The organism is Pseudocnuella soli, from assembly GCF_004347775.1.
Taxonomy (GTDB): Bacteria; Bacteroidota; Bacteroidia; order Chitinophagales; family Chitinophagaceae; genus Flavisolibacter; species Flavisolibacter aquaticus.
Genome location: NZ_CP037755.1, coordinates 355,001 through 379,789, shown reverse-complemented (window position 1 = coordinate 379,789; position 24,789 = coordinate 355,001). Strand labels below are relative to the sequence as shown.

The 24,789-nt window shown below is 48.4% G+C and carries 13 protein-coding genes; 6 read left to right on the top strand and 7 right to left on the bottom strand.

Annotation, left to right across the window (positions count from 1 at the left end; translation table 11 throughout):
• Positions 1-127: 127 nt before the first annotated feature.
• The 3 genes from EPD17_RS01575 (at position 128) to EPD17_RS01565 (ending at position 8,031) form a co-directional block, all read left to right on the top strand.
• Positions 128-3,097: a SusC/RagA family TonB-linked outer membrane protein gene (locus EPD17_RS01575; RefSeq protein WP_132051195.1), complete on the top strand. Its 2,970-nt coding sequence runs from the start codon at positions 128-130 to the stop codon at positions 3,095-3,097.
• A gap of 16 nt (positions 3,098-3,113) precedes the next feature.
• On the top strand, positions 3,114-4,637 hold the full coding sequence (locus tag EPD17_RS01570) for a RagB/SusD family nutrient uptake outer membrane protein (protein ID WP_132051193.1): 1,524 nt from the start codon (positions 3,114-3,116) through the stop codon (positions 4,635-4,637).
• Positions 4,638-4,725: 88 nt separating this feature from the next.
• Positions 4,726-8,031 carry an FG-GAP-like repeat-containing protein gene (locus tag EPD17_RS01565; RefSeq protein WP_204743252.1) on the top strand — a complete coding sequence of 1,102 codons (3,306 nt, stop codon included), beginning with the start codon at positions 4,726-4,728 and terminating at the stop codon, positions 8,029-8,031.
• Between the two features lie 155 nt (positions 8,032-8,186).
• On the opposite strand, the gene EPD17_RS01560 is transcribed toward EPD17_RS01565, so the two are convergent.
• Both EPD17_RS01560 and EPD17_RS01555 read right to left on the bottom strand, forming a co-directional pair.
• On the bottom strand, positions 8,187-9,110 hold the full coding sequence (locus tag EPD17_RS01560; RefSeq protein ID WP_132051191.1) for a hypothetical protein: 924 nt from the start codon (positions 9,108-9,110) through the stop codon (positions 8,187-8,189).
• 103 nt (positions 9,111-9,213) lie between these two features.
• Positions 9,214-9,822 carry an HD domain-containing protein gene (locus EPD17_RS01555; RefSeq protein ID WP_132051189.1) on the bottom strand — a complete coding sequence of 203 codons (609 nt, stop codon included), beginning with the start codon at positions 9,820-9,822 and terminating at the stop codon, positions 9,214-9,216.
• Positions 9,823-10,240: 418 nt separating this feature from the next.
• On the opposite strand from EPD17_RS01555, the gene EPD17_RS01550 reads away from it, so the two are divergent.
• Positions 10,241-14,374, top strand: a complete 4,134-nt coding sequence (locus EPD17_RS01550; protein WP_132051187.1) for an MBG domain-containing protein — start codon at positions 10,241-10,243, stop codon at positions 14,372-14,374.
• Positions 14,375-14,432: 58 nt separating this feature from the next.
• On the top strand, positions 14,433-15,410 hold the full coding sequence (locus EPD17_RS01545) for a PorP/SprF family type IX secretion system membrane protein (protein WP_132051185.1): 978 nt from the start codon (positions 14,433-14,435) through the stop codon (positions 15,408-15,410).
• A 392-nt stretch (positions 15,411-15,802) separates the two neighbouring features.
• Here the strand turns inward: EPD17_RS01545 and EPD17_RS01540 are convergent, their stop codons facing one another.
• Positions 15,803-16,075 carry a hypothetical protein gene (locus EPD17_RS01540; protein ID WP_132051183.1) on the bottom strand — a complete coding sequence of 91 codons (273 nt, stop codon included), beginning with the start codon at positions 16,073-16,075 and terminating at the stop codon, positions 15,803-15,805.
• A 424-nt stretch (positions 16,076-16,499) separates the two neighbouring features.
• Here EPD17_RS01540 and EPD17_RS01535 point away from each other — a divergent pair, with 424 nt between their 5' ends.
• The gene (locus EPD17_RS01535) at positions 16,500-18,215 is read left to right on the top strand and encodes an SWIM zinc finger family protein (protein ID WP_132051181.1); all 1,716 of its coding nucleotides are present in this window, start codon (positions 16,500-16,502) and stop codon (positions 18,213-18,215) included.
• Between the two features lie 191 nt (positions 18,216-18,406).
• On the opposite strand, the gene EPD17_RS01530 is transcribed toward EPD17_RS01535, so the two are convergent.
• From EPD17_RS01530 to EPD17_RS01515, 4 genes are all read right to left on the bottom strand, one after another.
• Entirely contained in the window at positions 18,407-19,885 is a 1,479-nt protein-coding gene (locus EPD17_RS01530; protein WP_132051178.1) for a class I SAM-dependent DNA methyltransferase, read from the bottom strand.
• 37 nt (positions 19,886-19,922) lie between these two features.
• A complete protein-coding gene (locus tag EPD17_RS01525; RefSeq protein ID WP_132051176.1) occupies positions 19,923-20,321 on the bottom strand; it encodes a GxxExxY protein in 399 nt (132 codons plus the stop codon).
• 149 nt (positions 20,322-20,470) lie between these two features.
• Positions 20,471-23,464, bottom strand: a complete 2,994-nt coding sequence (locus EPD17_RS01520) for a DEAD/DEAH box helicase (RefSeq protein ID WP_132051174.1) — start codon at positions 23,462-23,464, stop codon at positions 20,471-20,473.
• 14 nt (positions 23,465-23,478) lie between these two features.
• A complete protein-coding gene (locus tag EPD17_RS01515) occupies positions 23,479-24,744 on the bottom strand; it encodes a restriction endonuclease subunit S (RefSeq protein WP_132051172.1) in 1,266 nt (421 codons plus the stop codon).
• Between the last annotated feature and the right edge of the window lie 45 nt (positions 24,745-24,789).

Below are 24,789 nucleotides of genomic sequence, written 5' to 3'. Positions count from 1 at the left end.
TAAAAGAAAAATTAACATTATTTATAAAATATTTTTTCGGTGCTACCGAAACCATGTATTTTGTACATAATTATTGTTTGCCCACCTATTGGACTGCAATAACGTTTGGAACGCAAACCTCTGCTATATGAAATTACAACGATTGCTCACAGCCCTAGGGCTGCTTGTGCTTACGCTCCTGTATGCACAGTCTTCACTTGCACAAAGCCGCACGGTATCGGGCCGTATTACCGACCGGCAGGGCGCAGGCCTTCCCGATGTTTCGGTGATCATTAAAGGCACCACAACAGGCACCGTTACCGGCGCCGATGGACGCTTCAGCCTTTCCGTGCCCGAAAACGCCAGCCGCCTGGTGGTTTCCGCCGTTGGCTTTACCGAACAGGAAGTTAGTATTACCGGCAACACTGCCAACGTAACGCTTGAAAGTGCCACCTCCAGCCTCAACGAAGTAGTGGTTGTGGGCTACGGTACCGCCCGCCGCCGCGACCTTACCGGCTCGGTGGCATCGGTTCAGGCGAAAGATTTTAATAAAGGCGTATTTACTGCCCCGGATCAGCTGATCCAGGGCAAGGCTGCAGGCGTATTGGTGATCAACAACACCGGCCAGCCCGGCGGTTCCACCACCGTACGCATCCGCGGTACATCTTCCATTCGCTCCGGCAACCAGCCGCTGTACGTGGTGGATGGTGTGCCCCTGTCGGGCGGCTCGGCACGTCCGGGTGGCAACGGCGCAGCCTACGGCAACGATGGTGGCAACCCGCTCAACTTTATCAACCCCAACGACATTGCCGGTATGGAAATCTTGAAGGATGCCTCCGCAACAGCCATTTACGGTTCGCGTGGTGCCAACGGCGTAGTGCTTATTACTACAAAAAGGGGCCGATCAGGTGCGCCGCAAATTGACGTAAGCGCCGCCGCCAGCGTTTCGAACGTGTTGAAGCGCCTGGAGGTGCTGGACGGCAATGAGTACCGTGCAGCATTGGCCAAATACAACCAAACCAGCGGCAACTTTGGCAGCAACATCGATGCGTTTGATGCCATTACCCGCACTGCCCTTACCCAAAACCACAACGTGGCTGTAAGCGGTGGCAACGAGAACGGCCGGTACCGCCTTTCGGTGGGCTACCTCGATCAGAACGGTATTGTCAAAAATTCGGGTTTTAAAAAATACTCAGCCGGTCTTACCACGCAGTTCCGCTTTTTGGAAAGCAAAAAACTGGGATTGGACATTAACCTGATTACCACGCAAACCGATGAGTCGATTGCGCCTACATCGGCCAACGTGGGTTTTGAAGGAAACCTGATTTCGCAGGCACTGCAATGGAACCCAACACTGCCGCTCACCGGCCGCAATGCAGCTGGTGTGGATACACTGACCCGCTACCCGGGCAGCAATACTACTATCAACCCGCTAGCGCAGCTGCAGTACTACCGCGACCTGGCCCGGGTAAATACCATCCTGGCAAGCGTGTCGCCGTCGTATAAGTTTACCAACAACCTGGAGTACCGCTTTTTAATGAGCATCAACCGGCAGGCTGGTGTTCGCCGCGGGCAGATCAACCGCCTGCTGAACCTGGCCAACATCGAGAACCGGGGTGCGGCATATACCAGCAACAACGAAAGAACCGACGCCCAGTTTACCAACACGCTGAGCTACAACAAGCAGGTAAATTCGAACTTTAACCTGAACGCAGTAGTGGGCCACGAGTACCTGAAGTTTGACGAGCGGACCACTTTTGTATCAGGTCTTGATTTTCCAAACAACGGCCTCAACTACTATGATATGTTGGGTGTATCAACCCGCGCCAACCGCGAGTCGGGATCGTTTGCCAACCCAACCACCGAGCTGCAATCCTTCTTTGCAAGGGCCATTGTAAACATCCAGGATAAATACCTGTTTACCGGAACGTTCCGCACCGACGGCTCTACCCGTTTTGGTGAAAACAACCGCTACGGCTATTTCCCATCGCTGGGTTTTGCATGGAACATGTCGGATGAAAATTTCCTGAAAGGCAACACCGTGCTCAGTAACCTGAAGCTGCGCCTGGGCTGGGGCCGCACCGGCAACCAAGAGTTTCCTTCCGGCGCTTCGCTCAACCGCTTTTCGCTCAACGGCAACCCTTACAGCGTGGCCCGTACCAACTACGGCAACCCCGACCTGAAATGGGAAACCTCTACCACCAGCAACGTAGGTGTTGACTTTAGCCTGTTCAATAATCGCTTCTACGGTTCGGTGGATTACTTCTATAAAAAAACCACCGACGTACTGTTTGAGCGTACCTTGGCTGCACCGGCACCTGCCGGCCGCATTTGGGTAAACCTGGATGGCTATGTGCTGAACAAAGGAGTGGAAGTAACCTTGAATACTGGGCTGCTTAATTCCAAAGACATCTCGTGGAACCTAGGTGGCAACGTTTCCTTCCTGCAAAACACGGTGAGCGGACTTGCTGGTTTTTATGAAACCGGCGCACTGCGCGGCCAGGGCTTTTCCAACGTGCTGGCGCAGCGGGTGATCAACGACCAACCGATCAACGTTTGGTACCTGCAGCGTTTTGAAGGCATCGATAAAACCACCGGCCAGGCTATTTATGCCGATAACGGTGCAAAATCATACGCCGGCAGCCCCAACCCCAAAACCCTGGTGGGCATCTCTACCGACTTTACCTACAAAAAGCTGACGGCTACCCTAAACATGAACGGCACATTTGGCCACTACCTGTTCAACAACACTGCAGCAACCGTATTGTCGATTGGTAACCTGGGCAACCGCAACCTGGCCAAAAGCGTACTCAACACCGATGCGCAAGAAGCCATTTCCAGCGCCCCGGCACCATCTACCCGCTATCTGGAAAAAGGCAATTACCTGAAAATGGCCAACGCGTCGCTGAACTACCGCATTGGCGATATTGGCAGAACATTCCGCAACGTAAACCTGACGCTTACCGGGCAGAACCTCTTTGTGATCACCAAATACACCGGATTTGACCCCGAGGTAAACACCGATGCAGGTGCCAACGGCATCCCGTCGCTGGGTGTGGAGTACATCCCTTACCCATCGGCCCGTACCATCCTGTTTGGTATCAACTTCTCATTATAAACGTTATTGAAATATCATGGAAAAGATTAAGCGATACCTCATTATTTTCTTCAGCTTCCTACTGTTTTCGTGTACGAAGCTCGACGAGAATTTCCGCAGCAGTCTGTCGCAAAACGACTTTACGCCCACTGCCGCAGAACTGCTGACTACGGCCTACAACTCGATGAATGGACCATTCCAACGCGGCGATTTCTGGCACATTCAGCAACACACTTCCGACGAAACCATTGCGCCTACCCGCGGCCCCGACTGGGACGATAACGGGCAGTGGCGTGCACTGCATGCGCATACCTGGGACAATAACCAAAACCAGATCAACGGCGCTTTCTCGGGCCTGCTGAGCATACAGTTTAATGCTTCTTTTGTATTGCAATACAACCCCAGTCCGCAACAGGCTGCCGAGGCCAAGTTTATCCGTGCACTGAGTGTGTTTACCGTGCTGGATGGCTGGGGCCAGGTGCCGTTCCGCGAAGACCTGAACGACTACCGCATTGACCCGAAAACCTTGTCCAACACGGAGGCCGCCGATTTTATCATCAGTGAAGTTACCGGCATCATCAATGCACTGCCCGACGTGCCGGCCTACCGTGCCAACAAAGATGCTGCCCGTGCATTGCTGATGAAGACCTATCTCAACAGGGGCATGTTTGCCAACCGTGCGGCGCCCACTTTTGCGCCTGCCGATATGGCGCAGGTAATTGCTCTGGCCGACCAGATCATTGGTTCGGGCCGGTACAGCATCAACAACAACGAATACTTCGACCATTTTGCACCGAACAACGAGAATATTTCGCGGGAAAACATTTTTACGCTGCACAACATAGGCGCCACCAGCGGCGGCGATGTGCGGGGTGTGGCCATGCAGGTTTCGCACTACAACATGAACCCAAGCGGCTGGAACGGCTTTTCTACGCTGTCCGATTTTTACGACAAGTTTGAAGATTCAGATAAGCGCAGGGGTTACAACTACCGCTATCCCGGTGCTTTGCCCAACCCCGGCAACCGTACCAACGTAGGCTTCCTCATTGGCCAGCAATATAACCTGACCACCGGCGCAGCCCTGCAAGACCGTAAAGGCAACCCGCTGACCTTTAGCCGCGAGGTAAAAATCAGGGAGACCGACGAAAACACACTGGAAAGAACCGGTATCCGGGTATTGAAATATCCCTTTGATTATGCTACCAATGCCGATCAGAAAGAAAACGACTGGGTTATTTTCCGTTATGCCGATGTGCTGCTGATGAAGGCCGAAGCACTGCTCCGCACCGGCAAAGCTGCCGAAGGCTTGGTGATTGTAAACCAGATCCGTGCGGCTCGTGGTGCTACCCCACTGGCTGCCCTGAACGAAGCCAACCTGCTCGATGAGCGGGGCCGCGAACTGTACTGGGAAGGCTGGCGCCGCCAGGACCTGATCCGTTTTGGTAAATTCCTCCAACCCTGGCAGGAAAAAGCAGCCTCCGACCCACGGAACCTGCTGTTTCCCATCCCAGCCAACCAATTGGCAGTTAACCCCAACCTGACGCAAAATCCCGGCTATTAATTGTATTTTGCCCTAAATTGAACGAAAGAAAAAAGGTCATTGCATAATGACCTTTTTTCTTGTAATTACGAACAAGACTATGTGCTGTATGAATAAGACCTGGTGGCTTGCCTTGTTGATCCTTTTTTCCTGTGGCAAACCGCAACAGGACACGCTTTTTGTGCTGGAAAAAAACACCGGGATCGATTTTGCCAACAACATCCGCAACACACAGGAGTTCAATATTTTTCAATACCGCAATTTTTACAACGGTGGCGGCGTGGCCATTGGCGACATCAACAACGATGGCCTGGGCGATGTGTTTTTTACCGCCAATATGGGCGCCAACAAGCTATATTTAAACAAGGGCAATTTCAAGTTTGATGACATTTCTGAAAAGGCCGGCATCCGCAACAGCGGCCGCTGGGGCACCGGCGTGGTGATGGCAGATATAAATGCCGATGGCTGGCTGGACATTTATGTGTGCAATGCCGGCTACCAGCAGGGCATTTCCAACGAAAACGAACTGTACATCAACAACCGCAACGGAACTTTTACCGAGGCGGCAAAGCAATACGGCCTGGCCGAAAGCGGCTACACCACCCACGCTGCTTTTTTCGACTATGACCTGGATGGCGACCTCGATTGCTATGTGCTGAAAAACAGCTTTATACCGGTAAATACGCTCAATTACGCCAATAAGCGGGAACTGCGGGCCGAACACTGGGATGTGCCCGAGGCGGTAAAAGGTGGTGGCGACAAACTGCTGCGCAACGATGGCGGCAAATACGTGGATGTAAGCGAAGCCGCCCATATTTATGGCTCGCTGATCGGGTTTGGGCTCGGTGTAACGGTGGGCGATATCAACGGCGACGGCTACCCCGACCTATACATTTCGAACGACTTTTTTGAACGCGACTACCTCTACATTAACCAGCAGGACGGCACTTTTAAAGAAGACCTCGAAAACCGGATGCAGCATGTGTCCAACTTTTCGATGGGTGCCGATATTGGCGACATCAACAACGACGGGCACCTCGATATTTTTACCACCGATATGCTGCCTGGCAACGACCTGCGCCTGCGCACCACCACATCGTTCGAAAGCTGGGACGTAACCCAACTCAAGCTGCGCTCCGGTTTTTACAACCAGTTTCAGCAAAACTGTTTGCAGGTGGCCGATGGCAGCGGCAAGTTTGTGGAAACGGCGTTTTACAGCGGCGTGGCAGCCACCGACTGGAGCTGGGGCGGCCTTATGTTTGACGCCGACAACGACGGCCTTTCCGACATTTTTGTAAGCAACGGCATCAGGCACGACATTACCGACCAGGATTTTATTGATTTTTTCGCCAACGAAATGATCCAGGAAATGGTGATGACGGGTCAAAAAAGCGATGTGGACCAGATCATCGACCGGATGCCCTCGCGGCCTATTGCCAATAAAATGTTCCGCAACCGCGGCGCCCTGAAATTTTCTTCGGAAGAAGGGGCTTGGGGCCTCGACCAGCCTTCTTTTTCCAACGGCGCAGCCTACGGCGACCTCGACAACGACGGCGACCTGGACCTGGTGGTGAACAATGTAAACATGCCCGCATTTGTGTACCGCAATGCAGCAAGGGAGCAAACCGGCAACAACTATATTGCCTTTCAGCTAAAAGGCACAGGCGCCAACAGTTTTGCTATTGGCAGCACCATTAAAGTGTTTACAAATAGCGGTGTGCAAACCCGCGAACTGGTGCCCAGCAGGAGTTTCCAGTCGTCGGTTGATTACCGGGCAGTTATTGGGCTGGGTAAAAATGCTGCGGTAGATTCGGCGCAGGTGTTGTGGCCTGGCGGTGCGGTAACCGTGCTGCAAAAGCCGGAACTAAACAAAGTGCACGGCCTGAAACAGGACAATGCAACCCCGCGGGTTCTGGCGGTGCAGCCGGCCCCGGCTCCAATGTTCGATACTGTTAGCCATGTTTTTGAGCGCCATGTAGAAGACCAGTACGTGGATTTTTACAATGAACGGAATATACCGGTTTTGCTATCGCGGGAAGGGCCCAAGGCAGCCGCGGCCGATGTAAACGGCGATGGCTTGGAGGATATATTCATTGGCGGCGCATCGGGGCAGGCGGGCCAGTTGTATCTGCAAACGGCGGGTGGTTTTGTAAAAAAACAAGTACTCGGCTTTTTGCCCCATGCCGCATCTGAAGATGTAGCGGCCGTTTTTTTTGATTGCGATGGCGATGGCGACGCTGACCTGTTGGTGGGCTCGGGCGGTAACCGCCAGGATGCCGGCAGCCTCAACAATCGTTTGTATCAGAACGACGGTAGCGGAGGGTTTCGTTTTGTTGAAGGTGCACTGCCCGCTTCCAACGTCAACACTTCGGTTATTGCGCCCCACGATTGGGATGGCGACGGCGACCTGGACTTGTTTGTAGGTGCCCGCAACATTGTAGAAAACTATGGCCTCGACCCGCAAAGCGCCTTTTTGGTAAACGACGGTACCGGCCGATTTACCCCACTGCCCGTAAACAACAAACAACTGCGCATGGGCATGATCACCGGTGCCGTGTGGATAGATATTACCGGTGATGGTAAAAAACAACTAGTGGTGACCGGCGAATGGATGGCGCCCAAAGCATTTTCGGTTTCTTCAAACGGCATACAGGAAATAGCCACCGATCTGGCCGCCTTGGAAGGCTGGTGGCAAACGGCCGCCGCAGCCGACCTCGACGGCGATGGCGACGAAGATTTAGTGCTGGGCAATATTGGTGAAAACTTTTACCTGCAACCCTCTGCTAAAGAGCCGGTAAAACTTTGGATCAACGATTTTGACGGCAATGGCGTGGTGGACAAAGTCATTTCCCGAACCGTGGATGCCCGCGACATGCCAGTGTTTCTGAAACGCGACCTCACCGACCAGGTGGTTTCGCTACGCAAGGGCAACCTCAAGCACGAAGATTTTGCCCGCAAATCGGTCCAGGATCTTTTTTCCGAGCCGCTGCTCAAGAAAAGCACGGTTAAGCAATTTGTGTATGCAGCCTCCTGTGTCGCCCGCAACGACGGTGGGGGAAAATTTACCATCCAGCCGCTGCCCATGCCCGTACAGCTTTCTTCGGTGCGGGCTATTGCTACCACCGACTTCAACGGCGATGGCCGCCCCGACCTGGTGCTGGGCGGCAACGAGTTTGGCCTCCTGCCGCAGTTTTCGCGGCTCGATGGATCTTACGGCTGGGTGCTGATGAACGAAGGCGGCAAGTTTAAGTTGTTGGATGCGAAAACCTCCGGTGTGGCGGTGCGGGGCCAGGTGCGGGATATTGCACCCATCAGGCGGCGCAATGGCGTATCGCTGTTGTTTTTGCAAAACGGCGACCGGCCGGTGTTGTACAACCTGCAGCAGGCGCAAACCGCGCAGCGGCGCAATCAATAAAATTGGAGCCAGCGATGAAATTCAGGGTAATGAAACAGGCGGGCAGTTGGGTGGCGGTGGCCCTTTGGGTAATGCTAGCGGGCGGCAACCCCAATGTTCAAAAGCAAACTTGATAGCGTTTGAGTATTAGAAGCACCACATAATTCAGGGATCGCTCAATATACCGGGTAATAAACCTTTGTTACCCACTTCGCCGTATCAGGTTGTTGCAGCCGATCGGTAACCAATAGGGCAAACGGAATAGCCGGTGCCCGCAGGTCCTTATCCTGTGCATAATGATCCAATTGCACCAATGCCTGCTCCACGGTAGCCTGTCCGCCGTTGACAGTAGCAACCAATACATTTCCCCGCACCATGGCTTTATACATGATGGAATCTTTTGCCGGTAGTGTGCGGCTGGTGGCAACGGCCACCATGCTTTCGAAATTACCATTGGCACTCTTGCTTACATGCAGGATTGGGGCGTTGGTTGCAGCAGCACCTTGTTGGCTAATGTATTGTTGCAATTTGGCAACTTTGTTATATATGTCGGTAGTGGTGGGATACTGCGCTGTTTGAAATCGGAGTGCTACAAATGCAGTATCGGTAATGGTTTGCAAGGCAATGTCGAGGCCGTAAATATTTGTATCAGACAATGCAAATGCCTGCATGCTGTTCAGGATTTGATCCATCTTTTCTTCCACTGCATTTGCTGTCCGCCATTGGCTAAACCGCTGCCACAGGTTACCGGCTTTATTGGTGGTGTATTCCCATTTTACAACAGTGCCTTTGTTTACCGGCATCATGGTAATAAGGCTGGCGATGCTGTCTTTTGCGGAGCGGATGTGCACCACCGTGTTATTGTATAGCTCCTTTGTAACAACAAATGCATGCTCGTCCATAAAGTATTCCCCATTGCGTACGGTGCCTGGCCACCACTTGTGCCATTGCTCTGGTTGCTGCAGCACCCGTGCCACCGATGCCGGTTTGTTATCAATAGCTATGGTGCCCGAAATGGTTTGTTGTGCAGGGATAAAAAACAGCAAAAAAGCAAAGACCGCCAACATCAACACCAGCAGTAGGAGCAGGAATTTTTTCATGAATGGGAGCATTGAATGCAACGCACTAACCGGTTAAACAAGCAACAATGTTATTAGATGCCACTTGTGTTTGATCATACCAAAAATATCGATGCTTTTTGCATCATTGCACATGCTGCTGGTGTTCTATGATAAAAATGATGACCTCATCCAATGTGAGCGAAGTGCGGCTCAACGCATCCATAATATCCTCGCGGCTAACCTGTGCGGCAAATGCAGGCGTTTTTAATTTTTTCTGCACGCTTTTTATATCCATGCCATCGTAGCGCTGCGGCCGCACCAGTGCAGCGGCATGTATAAAGCCGGAAAGCTCGTCGAACACATAGATCATTTTTTCCATGCTGCTTTCGGGCTCCACACCAAAATGGCGCGGCCCATGCGAAGCAATACAGCGGATAATGGACGGATCAATATGACGGCGCTCCAATTCTTCCACAATGATGCGGCAATGTTCGGTGGGGTGCTTTTCCCAATCGGCATCGTGCAGCAGCCCGGCCAGCCACCATTTGTGTGCCTCATTTTCGGGTAGGCCTTCCCGCTGCAAAGCCCATGCTTTCATTACTGCGGCCACCTGTTTCATGTGCAGGCGCAGCCGGTCGTTTTCCACCCATTGGTGCAGCAGCTCGAAGGCTTCCGTTTCGGTAAGCACGTTGTCTTTATCGGCGGGGTTGCCAAACTCGGTGCGGCCCAGCGGTTGAATGGTTTCAGCCATATAGTGTTGTAAAAAGTATTTTAAATATTGAATTGACCAAGGGCAATTTAACCATTACTAAGCAACCTTGATGGTTACATGGCAGCTTTATTAAATTTGATCCACCTGAATGCATGCATTGCTTTCGATAATCGATAACGTGATGAAATTTTTATTTATTTCCCAACTACAGTTTGTGCAAATATTTTATGTGATGCCATTATAAAAGCGCTTAAGCTAAGTAGTTATAGGAGCAATCACTTAATTGTTTAAATAACTGATGCGCCCTGCTTATTGCATTTCTGTTTTATTATTTCTTTGCCGCACCAAATACCGTTGTTGCATTGATTTGTGATGTACGTGTATCAACACCCCGCTCCATACAGCTAGCACTAGCTTAACCAATATCCTTTAATAAACGTATAGATCCATTCTGCTTATGATGACCACTTACCTCCGGGTAGTAAAGGCTGCTGTGCGCCAATTCCTGTACAGCAATGCGCCGGCCACCAGCCTCAAGCTGGCCACTACTTTTATCCTGCTATTTGCCGCTTTTTTTGCCACTGCACAAGGGCCAACGTTTAACAGTACGCCTGTTACTACCGCTACAGTTGGGCAGCCGTATACCTATGGCGCATCTGCAACAGAGCCATCTAATAAGCCGCTAACAATCAGCCCCGTTACTGTTCCTTCATGGCTTACATTTAGCAGCTCGGGGCAAAGTACATCAACCCAGTTTGGTGGCGCAGTTAGTCATCCAGGAGGAATTGCGGGGGATGCCTCAGGAAATGTTTATGTGGCAGACCTTACCGGTCAACAGATCTACAAAATAACGCCGGATGGCACCACCACTCCTTGGTTCAAAAACAGAGGGGTTTATATCTATGCTATGATGGTACATGGAAATGACCTGTACGTTTCCAACTTTTATGACAATCAAAATTATGGTAATGGTTCCATCACCAAAATAAACCTCACCGGTACGCCCACAGAAACAACTGTAGTAGCTCAAGGAGTTTTGTATAATCCCTTATCAATGGCATATAGGGATGGTTTTATATATATAGCCGACTATGGGGCGGGGAAAATTCGAAGGCATAATTTAGCTAGTAAGACAACCACTGATGTAGCAACGCTATATGATGTCTTTGGTTTGGGCTTCAATCAGTCCGGTTTGCTGTATGCTGCAAGTTGGAGCTATTCAAAAGTATACACCATAAATCCCTCGGTTGCTAATCCGCAAAGTACATTGATTGAAAAAATCACGTTGCCAAGCAGTGCAAGTGATGTAAAGGTTGATGCAAATGGCTATGTATATGTGAGCGGCTACGGCTTTGTCCGTAAATACACGCCTGATTTAAGTACATACACGAGTGCTTGGTCAGGCAACCAAATTGTATGGGGTATGTCCCTGACTCCGGGAGGTGCATTGGTTTTTGGGCTTGAGGAGTCTAGTCAGGTGCACAAACTGCAAACAGGCGCCACAATCTCGGGTACGCCTACAATTAATAACATCGGTGTACACGCAGTTTCCATCAAAGCCGACAACGGAACTACTGCAACACTGCAAAACTTTAATGTAACGGTCTATGGTCCTTCTACTTTTACGGTAAGCAATCTTACTAAAAATGTGGGCGACGCACCATTTCAATTGACCGATCCAACATCGAACAGTTCGGGTGCATTTACCTATACCAGCAGCAATAGCGCAGTGGCTACCATAAGCGGCAATACCGTTACCATTGTTGGTGTAGGAAATACTACTATTACCGCCACGCAGGCGGCTTCGGGTTTGTACCTGGCAACGCCCAAAACATTTACCCTTACGGTAAATGCGCAAAAGCCAGTGATCAGTTCCTTTAGTCCAACCAGTGGGCCGGCAGGCACCACCATTACCATTGATGGTAGTTACTTTACCGGCGCTACTGCCGTAAGTATTGGTGGCGTTCCTGTAACCGGTTTTACCGTGCAAAGCAACACACGTATTGTTGCCACCGTACCGGCAGGTACCATCAATGGTGCCATTGCTGTAACCACTGCAGCAGGCACCGGCACCAGCAGTGCATCGTTTAGTTCGGCACTGCCCCCGGCCATTACATCGTTTACACCAACGTCGGCACTTGCTGGCGCCACCATTACCATTACCGGCACCAACCTTACCGGTGCTACCGCGGTTTCCATCAATGATGTAGCGGTTAACTCGTTTACCGTGGTAAGTGCTACTTCCATTACGGCAGTAGTGGCCAACAACAATACTACGGGTAAAATAAAAATTACAACCGCGGGTGGCACCTCTATCACCACCGGCAATTTTACCGTACTCAAAAACCCAACGATCTCGGGCTTTGCAGCGCTGAATAAAACATACGGCGACGCACCATTTCAGTTGACTGCGCCCACCTCGAACAGCACGGGTGCATTTACCTACACCAGTAGTAACAACGCTGTGGCTACAGTAAATGGCAACACCATTACCATTATAGGTGCAGGCACCGCAGTGATCACTGCAGTACAGGCCGCCGATGCCAATTATCTTTCCGGTTCGGTTACTGCTACACTTACTGTAGCCAAGGCCAACCCTGTGCTTGGCGGTTTTGTTGCATTGAATAAAACCTATGGCGATGCACCGTTTGTATTGACTGCACCGGCAAGCATCAGCAATGGCGGCTTTAGCTATACCAGCGGCAATGCTTCGGTGTCTACAATCAATGGTGGCACGGTTACTATTGCAGGCGCAGGCACAACAACGATCACTGTTACGCAGGCAGCAACCGATAACTACAATGCTGCCACTGCTACCGCTGTGCTCACTGTTGGCAAAGCCACTCCGGTATTGAGTGCATTTGCACCCATCAACAAAATATATGGTGATGCTGCGTTTGAGCTTACTGCACCAACAAGTGCCAGCAACGGATCGTTTACTTATACCAGCAGCAATGCTGGTGTGGCCGGCATCAACGCCAACACGGTAACCATCACCGGTGCAGGCAACGCCACCATTACAGCAACACAGGCCGAAACAGCGAACTACAAAGCTGCATCGGTTACTGCAACCATCACGGTAGCAAAAGCAGCTCCGGCCATCGACACCATTGCAGCCATCAATAAAACCTATGGCGATGCAGCATTTGCGCTGGTAGCACCAACATCGAACAGCACAGGCGCATTTACTTACAGCAGCAGCAATACTGCGGTAGCAACAGTTAATGGAACCACGGTAACAATTATTGGCGCAGGTACTGCTACCATCACAGCTACACAGGCATCTGACAACAATTACCTGCAGGGCAGTGTTGCTACAACGCTTACCGTAGCAAAAGCAACACCTGCAATCACTGGTTTCCAAAACCTGGACAAGACCTATGGCGATGCAGTATTTAACCTGCAACAGCCACAGTCAGCCAGCACGGGTGTATTTACCTATACCAGCAGCAATAAGGCCGTGGTTACTGTGTCGGGAAATACCATCACTATTGTAGGTGCAGGTACCGCCACTATCACTGCTACGCAAGCTGCAGATGCCAATTATAACAGTGCATCGGTTAATGCCACCATCACTGTAGCGAAGGCGGCCCCGGTGCTCGCCAATTTTGAAAACCTGGCCAAAACCTATGGCGATGCTGCCTTTGCATTGGCTAAACCAACATCAACCAGTCCCGGCACATTTACCTACACCAGCGCCAACGGTGCGGTGGCAACAGTTTCGGGTACGCAGGCAACGATCCGCGGGGCAGGCACGGTAGTGATCACCGCAACACAGGCGGCAACAGCCAATTACAACGGCGGCACCATCACTGCATCGCTTACTGTTGCACCTAAGGTGCTTACTGTAAAAGCGGCAGATAAAGTACGCTGCGTGGGCTACACCAATCCTGAATTTACTTACACCATCACCGGCTTTGTTAGGGGTGAAAATGCTTCGGTGCTGCAAACAGCACCAACACTAACTACCGCCGCAAACAACACCAGTGTTGCAGGCAACTATGCCATTAACGCCAGCGGTGCTGCTGCTGCCAACTATACATTTAACTATATAGATGGCACACTGCGGGTAGCCAACCCCGAGCATACTGCGCAACGCATGCCCAATGTAGATGCGCTGCAAGATGAAGCCACGCCATTGCAGGCACGCAGCTTTGGTGTAAAATACCAATGGACGCCAGCCAACGGCCTCACCAATGCCAACAGCCCTGCGCCGCGAACAAGGCTGCAGAACGAACAGAAATACCAGGTGGCCATTACAGAGGCATCGGGTTGCGTGGTGGTGGATACCGTACTGGTGCGCCTTTTTGAACGCCCTGATGTATTTGTACCAACCCTGTTTTCGCCCAATGGCGATGGCATCAACGATGTACTGCGCCTCAATGCAGTGGCGCTGCGCAGCCTGAACGCGTTCAGGATTTATAACCAATGGGGCAAACAGGTGTTTTCAACCAACAACCTGAATGAAGGATGGGACGGTACGTTTGGCGGACAGGTGCAGCCAATGGCTACATACACCTGGGTGTTGAGCGGCGTCGACAAAAACGGCAAACCCATTACCCGGAGCGGATCGGTAACACTGGCCCGCTAAGGAGGCCTTTCCGCACCAAATCAATGTTATTTCCATATCCAATAAAAACCGGAACAAAATGAATCTGCGCAAAATATCCACCGCCATCATACTGCTGCTAATACAGCAATCGGCTTCGGCCCAAGACCCGTTTTTTTCACAGGCACACCGCTCGCCGCTGGCCATTAATCCCGCCCTTGCCGGCGAAGGACAAACCACCAGCTGGCGCCTGCAGGGTAACATGCGGTCGCAATGGTGGGGTGGCAGCACACAGCCTTATAAAACAGGTGCCGTTACCGTGGAGCACCGCATTGATATGAGCCAGCCTGGCAGCGCCTTAACGCTTGCCGGAAGCTTTCAGAGCGAAGTGAGCAACGGCGGCATTTTAAAAAACAACTATGCATCGGTTGGTGCGGCGTACCGCAATGCGCTGGACCGGGCCGGTCGCCACAGCCTTTCGGTGGGCCTGCTCGGAACCTTTGCCAACCGCCTGCTCGATCCATCTGGGGCTACCATGCAAAATGGTTTTGGTTCATTTGGGTTTATGCGCGGTGTGGCCCACGATCCCGTAACGGTGCAAAAGCATCGCTATTGGGATGTGCAAACCGGCATCGGCTATAGCTATAAAGGCGCCCAATGGAGTGCCCACCTGGGTGGTGCGCTGTTTCATGCAGCAAGGCCCGAGGAAAGTGCCTACAATTATGGCAATGGCTACCGCATACCACAGCGTAAGGTGGCCGAAGGAACAATGGGCTACATCAATGCCGAAGGCGCCGAGTGGACCCTGCGTGCCAATGCGCAATGGCAGGGCCAGCACGAAGTGCAGCAGGTAGCGGTAGACTATCGCTTTCCTATTGGCGAAGAAGCGGGGAGGAGCCTCACGTTTGGACTGGGCAGCCGTATCGGTGATTCGTTTTTCCCGTATGTGCAATTGGAGTGGGAAAAGCTTTCTGTGGGCCTGAGCTATGATGCCGTAACGGGCTCGGTGCGTCGGCACTACAATCAGGTGCGCTCCGCCGAGCTGACGCTGGCTTATGGCTTTGGTAAGAAGTTGTAAGTGTTGTTTAAAATTTTTTGTTTGCAATAAAAAATGCCGCTGGTTTGCACCACGGCATTTTTGTTTTATTAAAGTGTAGTACTAAACCGCGATCAGGGCAGCGTCCTGCGCAGTAGTACCTGTCGTGCCAAGCTCGTTTCAGCATCCCCCTTCCGCTTTTGTAAAATCCACGAGATGTAGGAGATGCCGAAACGGGTTCGCCATGACAACTCTAGTGGGCAAAAGCACAACTTGAATACGTGGGGTTTTAATTATGACAACACTATAAACTTTTTCGGTTGTGCATGCACGATATATAGATACTGTCGGAAAATAAGATTGGTTTTTTAAAGAACGCAAGCTTTTAAGACTACTTAATTGTGTAATGAGGTTTTGTTGCCAGCAGCAGAACCTTACTCTTCTCCTCCCGGCGATTGTATTGCCGATTCCAATATATCGGCACCTTCCCACTGGCGTTGCACCCGCTCCTCCATTTGATCCAGCACGGCTACAAAGCCGAGGTACATTTCTTCTTTTTCGGTGGCATGCGGCGCCAGCGTGTTGATCAGGATCAGGGAAATTTGCTCCAAGTAACGGCGGCCACCGGGGCGGCGGAAAAAGCTTTCCGCCAAGCGGGTATCACCCCGGGCAATAGAGCAGATGGCCTGATCCATGTGTTCGTTCATGGGGCCAAAGTTGGCCCAAAGCGGCGGAAAAGAAAAGTTAGTATTGTAAGCAGCCGGGGAATTTTAATTTGATTGCGAAAAGACGGCACCAAAGCGCATACAGGTTGCTTACCGAGTGGCGGGTTTAAGGCAACTGCAAAAAAATATCATTGAACCCGACAAATCCTTGTGTCAATCAGCCACTATAAACCCCAAGTCCATTAAAAAAAGTACAGACGGGTGCTTCCGGTTTCGTACCATCATGCCACAACGTTGTTTACAGCTTTCAATGTAACAGTTATTACCTCCGGGCCTTACGTTAACCGCACCGGCCACGAATGCCTGTACATAACTCAGGAAAATATTTTTACTTTAAGCAGAGGCCCATCCTTTTTCAAACAAAACCGGTTACTCGGAAAGGGGGACCTTTACACCCGTTTTACTTATGTTCGATATCAGGCAGCTACAAAATCATGTTTCGCCCGAAATTTATATGCGGGGCAAGGCATACTACCAGCAGCAGCAGGTAGCGGACCTGTACCACAAGGGCGAAGGTAAATGGCAGGCCCTGGTGCTGGGAACCGACGATTATGCAGTTCATATCCAATTGTCCGGCAACGACCTGCAAAAGGCTACTTGCACCTGTCCGCATGATGCCGACATCTGCAAGCACATCGTGGCGGCTTTGCTGGCCCTGCAGCAGGAAGAAGCTCTAGAAGAAGAAAACAAACCTGCCGCTGGCGCAACAGCAGCAAAAAAAGGCCGCGCTAAAAAGGAGGGCCCCGACATAAAAACGGCCCTGCACCAGCTTTCAAAAGAAGAGCTGCTGTCCCTGGTGCTATCCTACGCCGCGCAAAGCCGGGAGTTTAAAAGTTTTCTCACCATTCACCTGCTCACTCAAAAAGGAGGGGCCGGTAAAGAAGGCTACCGCCAGGCCATCCAGGCTGCGATAAAGCCCTATATGCGCCGGGGATTTATAGAATATGCCGATAGCCATAAAGCCATGAAGCCGCTGTTGGCGCTGGCCGGTGAAGCGGAAAATAACCTGGCAAAAGGATTTTTCCGCGAAGCAGCTGATGGCGCCATGGCACTAATAGAAGAAATTGCCGGCATCATTGACTGTATGGATGACAGTGCCGGTTATACAACCAACATCAGCAGCGCTGCATTTGATGTGCTGTACGGGGTAGTAACAAGCGAAGCACCCTTTGCCTTAAAGGAGGCATTGTTTGAACAGGCCCTGCAGGAAAGAAAAAAGAAAAAATACCGTGGTTGGGACTGGCCCGATGATTTTTTTGAGCTGGCCATAGCCGCTGCTTCGGAGGAAAAACAGTACCGGCAACTGCTGACTGAAGTGGACACGGAACTGGGCAAGGCCAGCGCGGTCCGGCATGGCTGGATGGGCCAGTACACCAGGCAAAATTTGCTCCATTGGAAGTGCACGGTGCTGCAAAAGATGGGCAGGCCGGAGGAGGCCCGCGCCATGCTGCTACAGCACCTCGACATTCCGGACTTTCGCCGCCAGGTAGTAGCGGATCACCTCCGGCAGGGAAACATTACGGAGGCTGCCATGCTTTGTGAAGAAGCCCTTCAGCAAAACATCGGGCAGCAAACCCTTTGGTGTGAATGGTTATTGCAGATAGCGCAGCAGCGTAAGGATGTGGAAGGCATCCGCAAATGGTCGCTCAATCTGTTCCTCGAAACACAGTATTCGCTTCCCTACTTCCGCATGTACCGGTCAGCCTTTCCGGCAGGAGAGTGGCCCCCACAGCGGCAACGCCTGCTGGCAATGGTACAAAAGAGTGCAGGCCCCTGGTCATTTGCTTCGGGCCTGGCGCCGCTTTATGTAGAAGAGCAGCTATGGCCCGAACTGCTGCACCTCTGTGAAGCCGCTGCCAACATTGATTTTTTGCTGCAGTACGATCAGCACTTATGGCCCCTTTACCCTGCAGCACTATTGGCGCTGTACAAAAAGGTGCTGCTGGAATACGCCGCCGCACAACAGGGCCGGGCGCATTATGTGCGGATCCGGAAAGTGCTTGTAGCGCTGCAAAAACAGGCCGGTGGAAATGCATTGGTAAAAGACCTGGTGCAAACCTTTCGCCAGCAGTACAAGCTACGCAGGACCATGATGGAAGAGCTGGACAAACTGGTGCTGTAAAGCCCGGTACGGAAATGGTCTTTTATTGCCGGCTCATCAAAAACTGGTTGATGCAACCGGTGTTGATGAGCAAAGAAAAAGCGCTGGTGCATGCAGCCTGCCGGCAACTCCTTGTTTGGTACGAAACCCGCCTGGTGTCTGCGCTACTGGCCCTGTGCGCCAATACCGTAGCGAAACTTCGAAATCTTGCCTCATTTTTTCAACTGCGCAATAATTTCCCGAAAACTTCCCAACGCACTTTCCAAATTCTCTGCTATCTCCTCCGCCAGCACATCCGGGTCGGGCAGGTTATCCAAATCAGCCAGTGATTTGTCTTTTAGCCAGGTAATATCCAGCGACGTTTTATCCCTTGCAATGATCTCTTCATAGCTGTACTTCCTCCAACGTCCTTCCGGGTTTTCGGCACTCCAGGTTTCCTTTCGTTTATGCCGATTAGAAGGATTATAGCAAGTAATAAAATCCTGCAGGTCGCTTAGCTTCAGCGGGTTCTTCTTCAGCGTATGGTGCACATTGGTGCGGTAATCGTAAAACCAGATCTCTTTTGTCCAGGGGTCTTTGCTCGAAGGCTTGTTGTCGAAGAACACCACGTTGGCCTTTACGCCGTTGGCGTAAAAGATGCCGGTGGGCAGACGAAGTATGGTATGCACATCGGTTGTTTCCAGCAGCTTTTTGCGCACCGTCTCTCCCGCCCCGCCTTCAAAGAGCACATTGTCCGGGATAACAACAGCGGCCATGCCGGTGGGCTTGAGCATGGAGCGGATGTGCTGCACAAAGTTCAGTTGCTTGTTGGAGGTGGTGGCCCAGAAGTCCTGGCGGTTATACGTAAGGTCTTCCTTTTCCTGCTCCCCTTCTTCGTTGGTGAAGGTCTGGCTGCTTTTTTTACCAAAGGGTGGATTGGCCAGCACATAATCGTACCGCTCCGCAGGAGGGGCTATCAGTGCATCGGCGGGTGAAATGGAGTTGTCGCTGTCGATATCGCCAATGTTGTGGAGGAACAAATTCATGAGGGCCAGCCTGCGGGTACCGGCTACAATCTCGTTGCCCCAAAAGGTGTTGAACTTTAAAAAGCGCTTTCCTTCTTTGTCGAAATCTTTATGCGTGGCGACTATAAAATCATACGCTGCTAAAAAGAAACCACCCGTACCACAGGCCGGATCGGCAATGGTTTTCATCGGTTCGGGACGAACACATTCCACCATGGCCCGGATGAGGGCACGGGGCGTGAAGTACTGGCCGGCGCCGCTCTTTGTATCTTCTGCATTCTTCTCCAGCAGGCCTTCGTAGATATCGCCTTTTACATCGGCGCCCATCAGCACCCAGTTCTCGGCGTCTATCATCTGCACCAGCTTATACAGCTTGGCCGGGTCCTGAATCTTGTTGCCGCTCTTGGTAAATATCTGGCCCAGTATCCCTTTTTCTTTTCCCAGCTCCCGAAGCACCACGGTATAATGCCCTTCCAGCTCCGCACCCCGCAAAGGGGTTAGGCTTTGCCAGTTGTAGGCCGAGGGTATATTGATGGCACGGTTGTACGGCGGCTTGCTGTATTCATCGGCCATTTTTAAGAACAACAGGTAGGTTAACTGTTCTAGATAGTCGCCATAGCCTACACCGTCGTCTCGTAACGTGTTACAAAATGACCAAACCTTCGATATAATTTGATGTGTACTCATTGTCTTTGAACCGTGATTGGAATGATTGTTTGATGGGCTATGATTTTTTAAGCGGTTTCATAACCCGTTTAAAGTCCAGGCTCTTTGCACCGAAGTTGATCAGCAAGCCTGTTTGCAAGCCATAGGCCTCCAGGTAATTGATGGCTTGTGCTAAATGCACATCTTCCAACCGGATGATTGCTTTCAGTTCTACCATAACTTTCCCGTCAACAAAAAAGTCAACCCGCCGTGTGCCGATGTTTTCACCTTTGTAAAAAATGTCCATTTCATGTTCGCGGCTAAAGGAAATGTTTTGTGTTTTAAATTCTATTGCAAGTGCTCTTTGATAAATAACTTCCTGGAAGCCGTTTCCGAGAATGCGATGTACTTCCATACAACAACCAATAACTTTTCCGGTTAGCTCGCTCTCAGGATATTTTTCGTTGACGATGCTCATGGTCTTGAACTATGATTGTAATGATTGATTGAGTGGCTATGATTATTTTGTTTCATAGTATTCATTTAATCAAATAAATCATAGTTCAAGACATCACGAAGGGTATTGCAGAAAGACCAGACTTTGGATATGATTTGGTTGGTGGACATTTAGTAACAGAATATTTTTAATGAGGCACCCACACTCGTGACTGCGCTCCAAGTGCTTCTAATTAAATAAACAAGTTGAATTACTTCAGGCTTAACTTCTTCAATAGTTTTTTTACTTTGTAATTCTCTTTTTAGGTCAGCCTTACAGAAAAGCGAACCCGTTAATATGAACACTTCTTTCTTCGTATCGGGGTCTGAAAGAAGCTTATGATACAATTCCCAGAGATCTTTGCCATTCTTTTTTCCAAATATGATTCTTGAATCAATCTTACCAACTCGTGATTCCTTCCAAGGACTGTCCCACTTTTTAAATTTGTTTAGCGGAGTTTTTTCGTAGAAAGGAGATAATAAATCCAAGTTCTTTATTGTTTGTCCACAGACTTCCTGAAATTGGCTTGCAGAAAGTCGAGAATCACCTGCCTTAGCATGAATTAGCACTATGCGCTTTTCACCTTTTTTAGTGTTTATTCCAATAAAGTCAGCATTTTCGTCATCTAAATCATCGCAGACTAAATAATCAAACCCAAAGTATTCTTGAAGTCCGGCAATCTTATTTCCTTTCCTTACAACTAACCCAAACAAAGTGTCTTTGTGCCAAGCCTTAGCAGTAGGACATAAGACTGTGTTGTTTCCCTTCTCGCTCTTTATATTTTCTAAGTGTGGAACCGCCTCAAATAGATTCAATATGTCTAAATCATCGCCCCGCTTTAACAAATCTAATTTTGGTGAGTAAAAATTACCCAACGCATAGAAGTATTGATTGTGTTCGGTTACTATTCTTAGAGGCTGGTTTTTATTTAAAAATGAAACTAAGGACTGACGTGTATTAGGGTCAAATATCTGTTTGGATAAATCAGAACTACGGATTTTGTATTTTGAACTTTTGGTATCAAAATGTATTTCACAGTTGAATTCAACTTCAGTTCTGTTATAGAAAACTTTCAACTTAAAAGAATTTCTTGAAATTTCTTTTGAGAGTTCGTCTATTTGAATTTTATATTTCCCGTCATATTTAAAATCGTTCAAAGTGTCATCATCTATATCTATGAGAATGTGCACAGCCTGAGTGTTAGTTGGACTTTTTACAATTTGAGCAAATCTTCTGAGATAATTACTCTTGAAAGATTTAGTCTTTAAGCTTTCGTTTAACTCTTTTAGCCATTTATAATAATCAGAAATTGATAAATAGTCGTTGCTATAATCAGATACCTTGGACTTTGAAAGTCCAACATATCTTCTTGCTCTAACAGAACCTTTTCTTATAAAACCTTCCGTTAAAGTTGCTACTTGATTATGATCCATTAAACCTATGGGAGTCTTCTCTAACGCATAAGATGATAAATTATAAGCACGGACTGTATTTCTACTGATATCGGAGTTAATGAGATTTATTCGTGTAAGTCTTTTACTATCATTTAATGCATTTAGCAGTACACTATAATCAATGTTTGGCATCTCACTGATGCAATCTGGTAAGATGTTATCTGTGCTGAAGCTATAGACCTTATCATCGATTAAATAAAAGAGAAAAAAACCAAACTTGTTTTCAATATAAATTTCTTCGCTTAAGTAAGGACTGTTGCTAAATATTTCAAACAAAATCAGAAAACCATCGTTTGCAAGAGTAATTGTCTTAAAAGGCATCAAATCAAATTTCTCAATATCATTCTCAACATTCTGCCTTATTTGATCAAAAGTTAAACGACTTTGATTTAGCTTTATCGTAACCCTCGCAGGGACTTTGATTTTTGTCTCATCAATTAAGTCTTTATTACTTACTGCCTTGAATTCGCCATTGAAATAAATCCACTTTATTTCTTTGTTTACAGAATAAAAATCACTTAAATCATATAGTCTTTTATACTCGACGACATTGTTATCATAATTCCGATAATTCTCCCAAATGCTTTCGTATCGAGCCTTGTTTCCTGAGTAAACAACCGCGTCGGATAGTGGCGATAAAGTGCCGTTCCTTGTAATCCTTCCAATCTGTTGTATAAGTGATCTATCGTTTTTATAATCGTCAACAATGTATAATATTAGGAAAGCTGGGTAATCAATACCTTCAGTTAGTTTAAATTGATGAACAACATAGTCATAGTCTTTGAGTAAATCAGAGCTTGGAATTTCCTTGTATAAACCCTCCTTGTTATTGAAGTCTTCGTGTACCCCTACAGCTTTTGCCTTATGTTTCTTTAGTTGATCAACAATAATTCTAATTTTATCGCTGTCATCACATCGAATTATCACCTTCGGTGTTAACGGCTCTTTTTCAGATTTCAAGTTCTGTTTCTCTGCTTCAGTTGTTTTAATTATTTCTGCAATATATTTCTTCGGATCATCGACAAATTTCAGTTCCTTGAACTTTACATCTCTGATTACATTATTATTTATTGCATCAAGATGAGGATAAAAGTAAAATTGTTCTTTATCTGCATTAAAGAACTTCAAGTCATTTCGAAACGGAGTAGCAGTAAACAATAATGTTTTTTTATTCAGATTTCTGACAGCGAGTGCCCATGAAAAAGCAGGCTCTTTATGACCTTCATCGAATATAACGACGTCTATATTTGCTTTGAGAAAATTATAGTTATCAGGCGACGTTGTCTTCAATGTATGAATCGTATTAACGACGCATATTAAAACATGTGATTTTCCATCAATTTTGTTCTTAAGTTCGTCAAACTCCGTCGGTGTAAATGTGTGAACTTCCTTTGAAGCTAATTTAGTTTCATCCTCACCTACTTTAAACCAAAAATCTTTAGTTAGTTCATTATACACTTGGTGCTTAAGAGCAACCGAAGGCACAATAATTAAAAAATTTTTATTCGGGAACATAACTCTTGCTAATATGCAAAAGATGCCGGTTTTACCAGCTCCCGTTGGGAGTTTTAATAAAAAACTGTTTGGATTTGTGCTTTCCAAGTAGTTCTTAGCTTTGGCAATAGCTTCTTTTTGATGATCCCACAGCTTTAAGTCCTCGTATTTAATCATTGGTGACTTTAAGTTTAAAGTAATATTCCTTCAAATGCTTTCTTCAATATACTTTGCCGTAAAGCCTCTGCCTGTTTTAGACTATCAGCTATAGTTTCTTCAATCTTATCACAAACACTAAGTCGGCTTTCTATTTCCTGAACGATTTGTTGTTGTTCTTCAATTGAGCAAATTGGAATAAGGCTGTTTGATACGTCTGTTTGATTAATGCTTGCTTGGTTTACAGCATGCTTGGCATTTTTTGTAAGCTCCTTTACCCCTCTTTTCGAGGACAAATAGAATGTAATATATTCTGGTAAAACCTCAGTTGTCTTCACTTGCACTTTCATGATGTTGCTCTCAAAGACGGTTCGCTCTTTCAATGATTTAACAAGTCCGCACTTACCTAGGTGAGACATGCTGTTTACACGATTAATCAGTATGTCACCAACACATAGTTCATATTTTTCAATTTCTGCTGCAGCTAGTTTTACTCTCTTATATTCATAATCATCTAGAATTAGACCATCGTAAAATCCATCTATTCTCATAATTGGTGTACCGGAACCATATTCAGAGGAAGGTTTATAAAGCCCATTTTGTGGAGTTCCTGAAAATAATTGGCTGAACCTTAATGTATTCCATCCTTCCGGCAACTCACCATCCTTTACTTCCTCATTTGTTAGCTTTCCTTCAAAAGCCCATTTTAATACAGCTTGCCGGTAAACTTTTAATTGCTGTTGTGCTGTTTTTAATTCTTCAATGCCTTTATCTAATTCGCTAAAGAGTTCATCTATTTTTGAAACAAGTTGTTTTTGGATTTCTAATGGTGGTAAAGCAATTTCTAACTCCGCAAGTTGCTTTTTAGTCACACCGTTGATTGTGGTTCCTCTGCTTTGGTGTTTGAAATTTTGAACCTCTTGATGCAGCACCAGCAATGCGTATTCGGTGCTTATCAGGTCTTTCTTCAAAATCAAACCTTGGCTGTCCTGACTAAAACATAACTCGTAAGGGGCAACAGCCAGTTTACCTAATCCAACTCTTGTGACAACAACGATTCCACCTTTTGGTAAAACGTTTGTTGCAGAATTTTTCACCGCTTCCAATGTGATTTTTCTTCGTGGCTTTAGATCTTTAATTCCATAGATGTCAGCACTTGAAATCCAAGGGATATCACCTTGCCAATATTCAGGCTTTTGCGTAGATGGGGTACCGCCGCCAACAATGTTTAAGCAAACATCATTTACTTTAACTCTCCTCCAATCTCTTGGTAATCCATTCATCGATTGTTCTTCCTTCATTGCTCAATATTGTTACCGAACGTACAAGAGTGCGACGCAACAGAC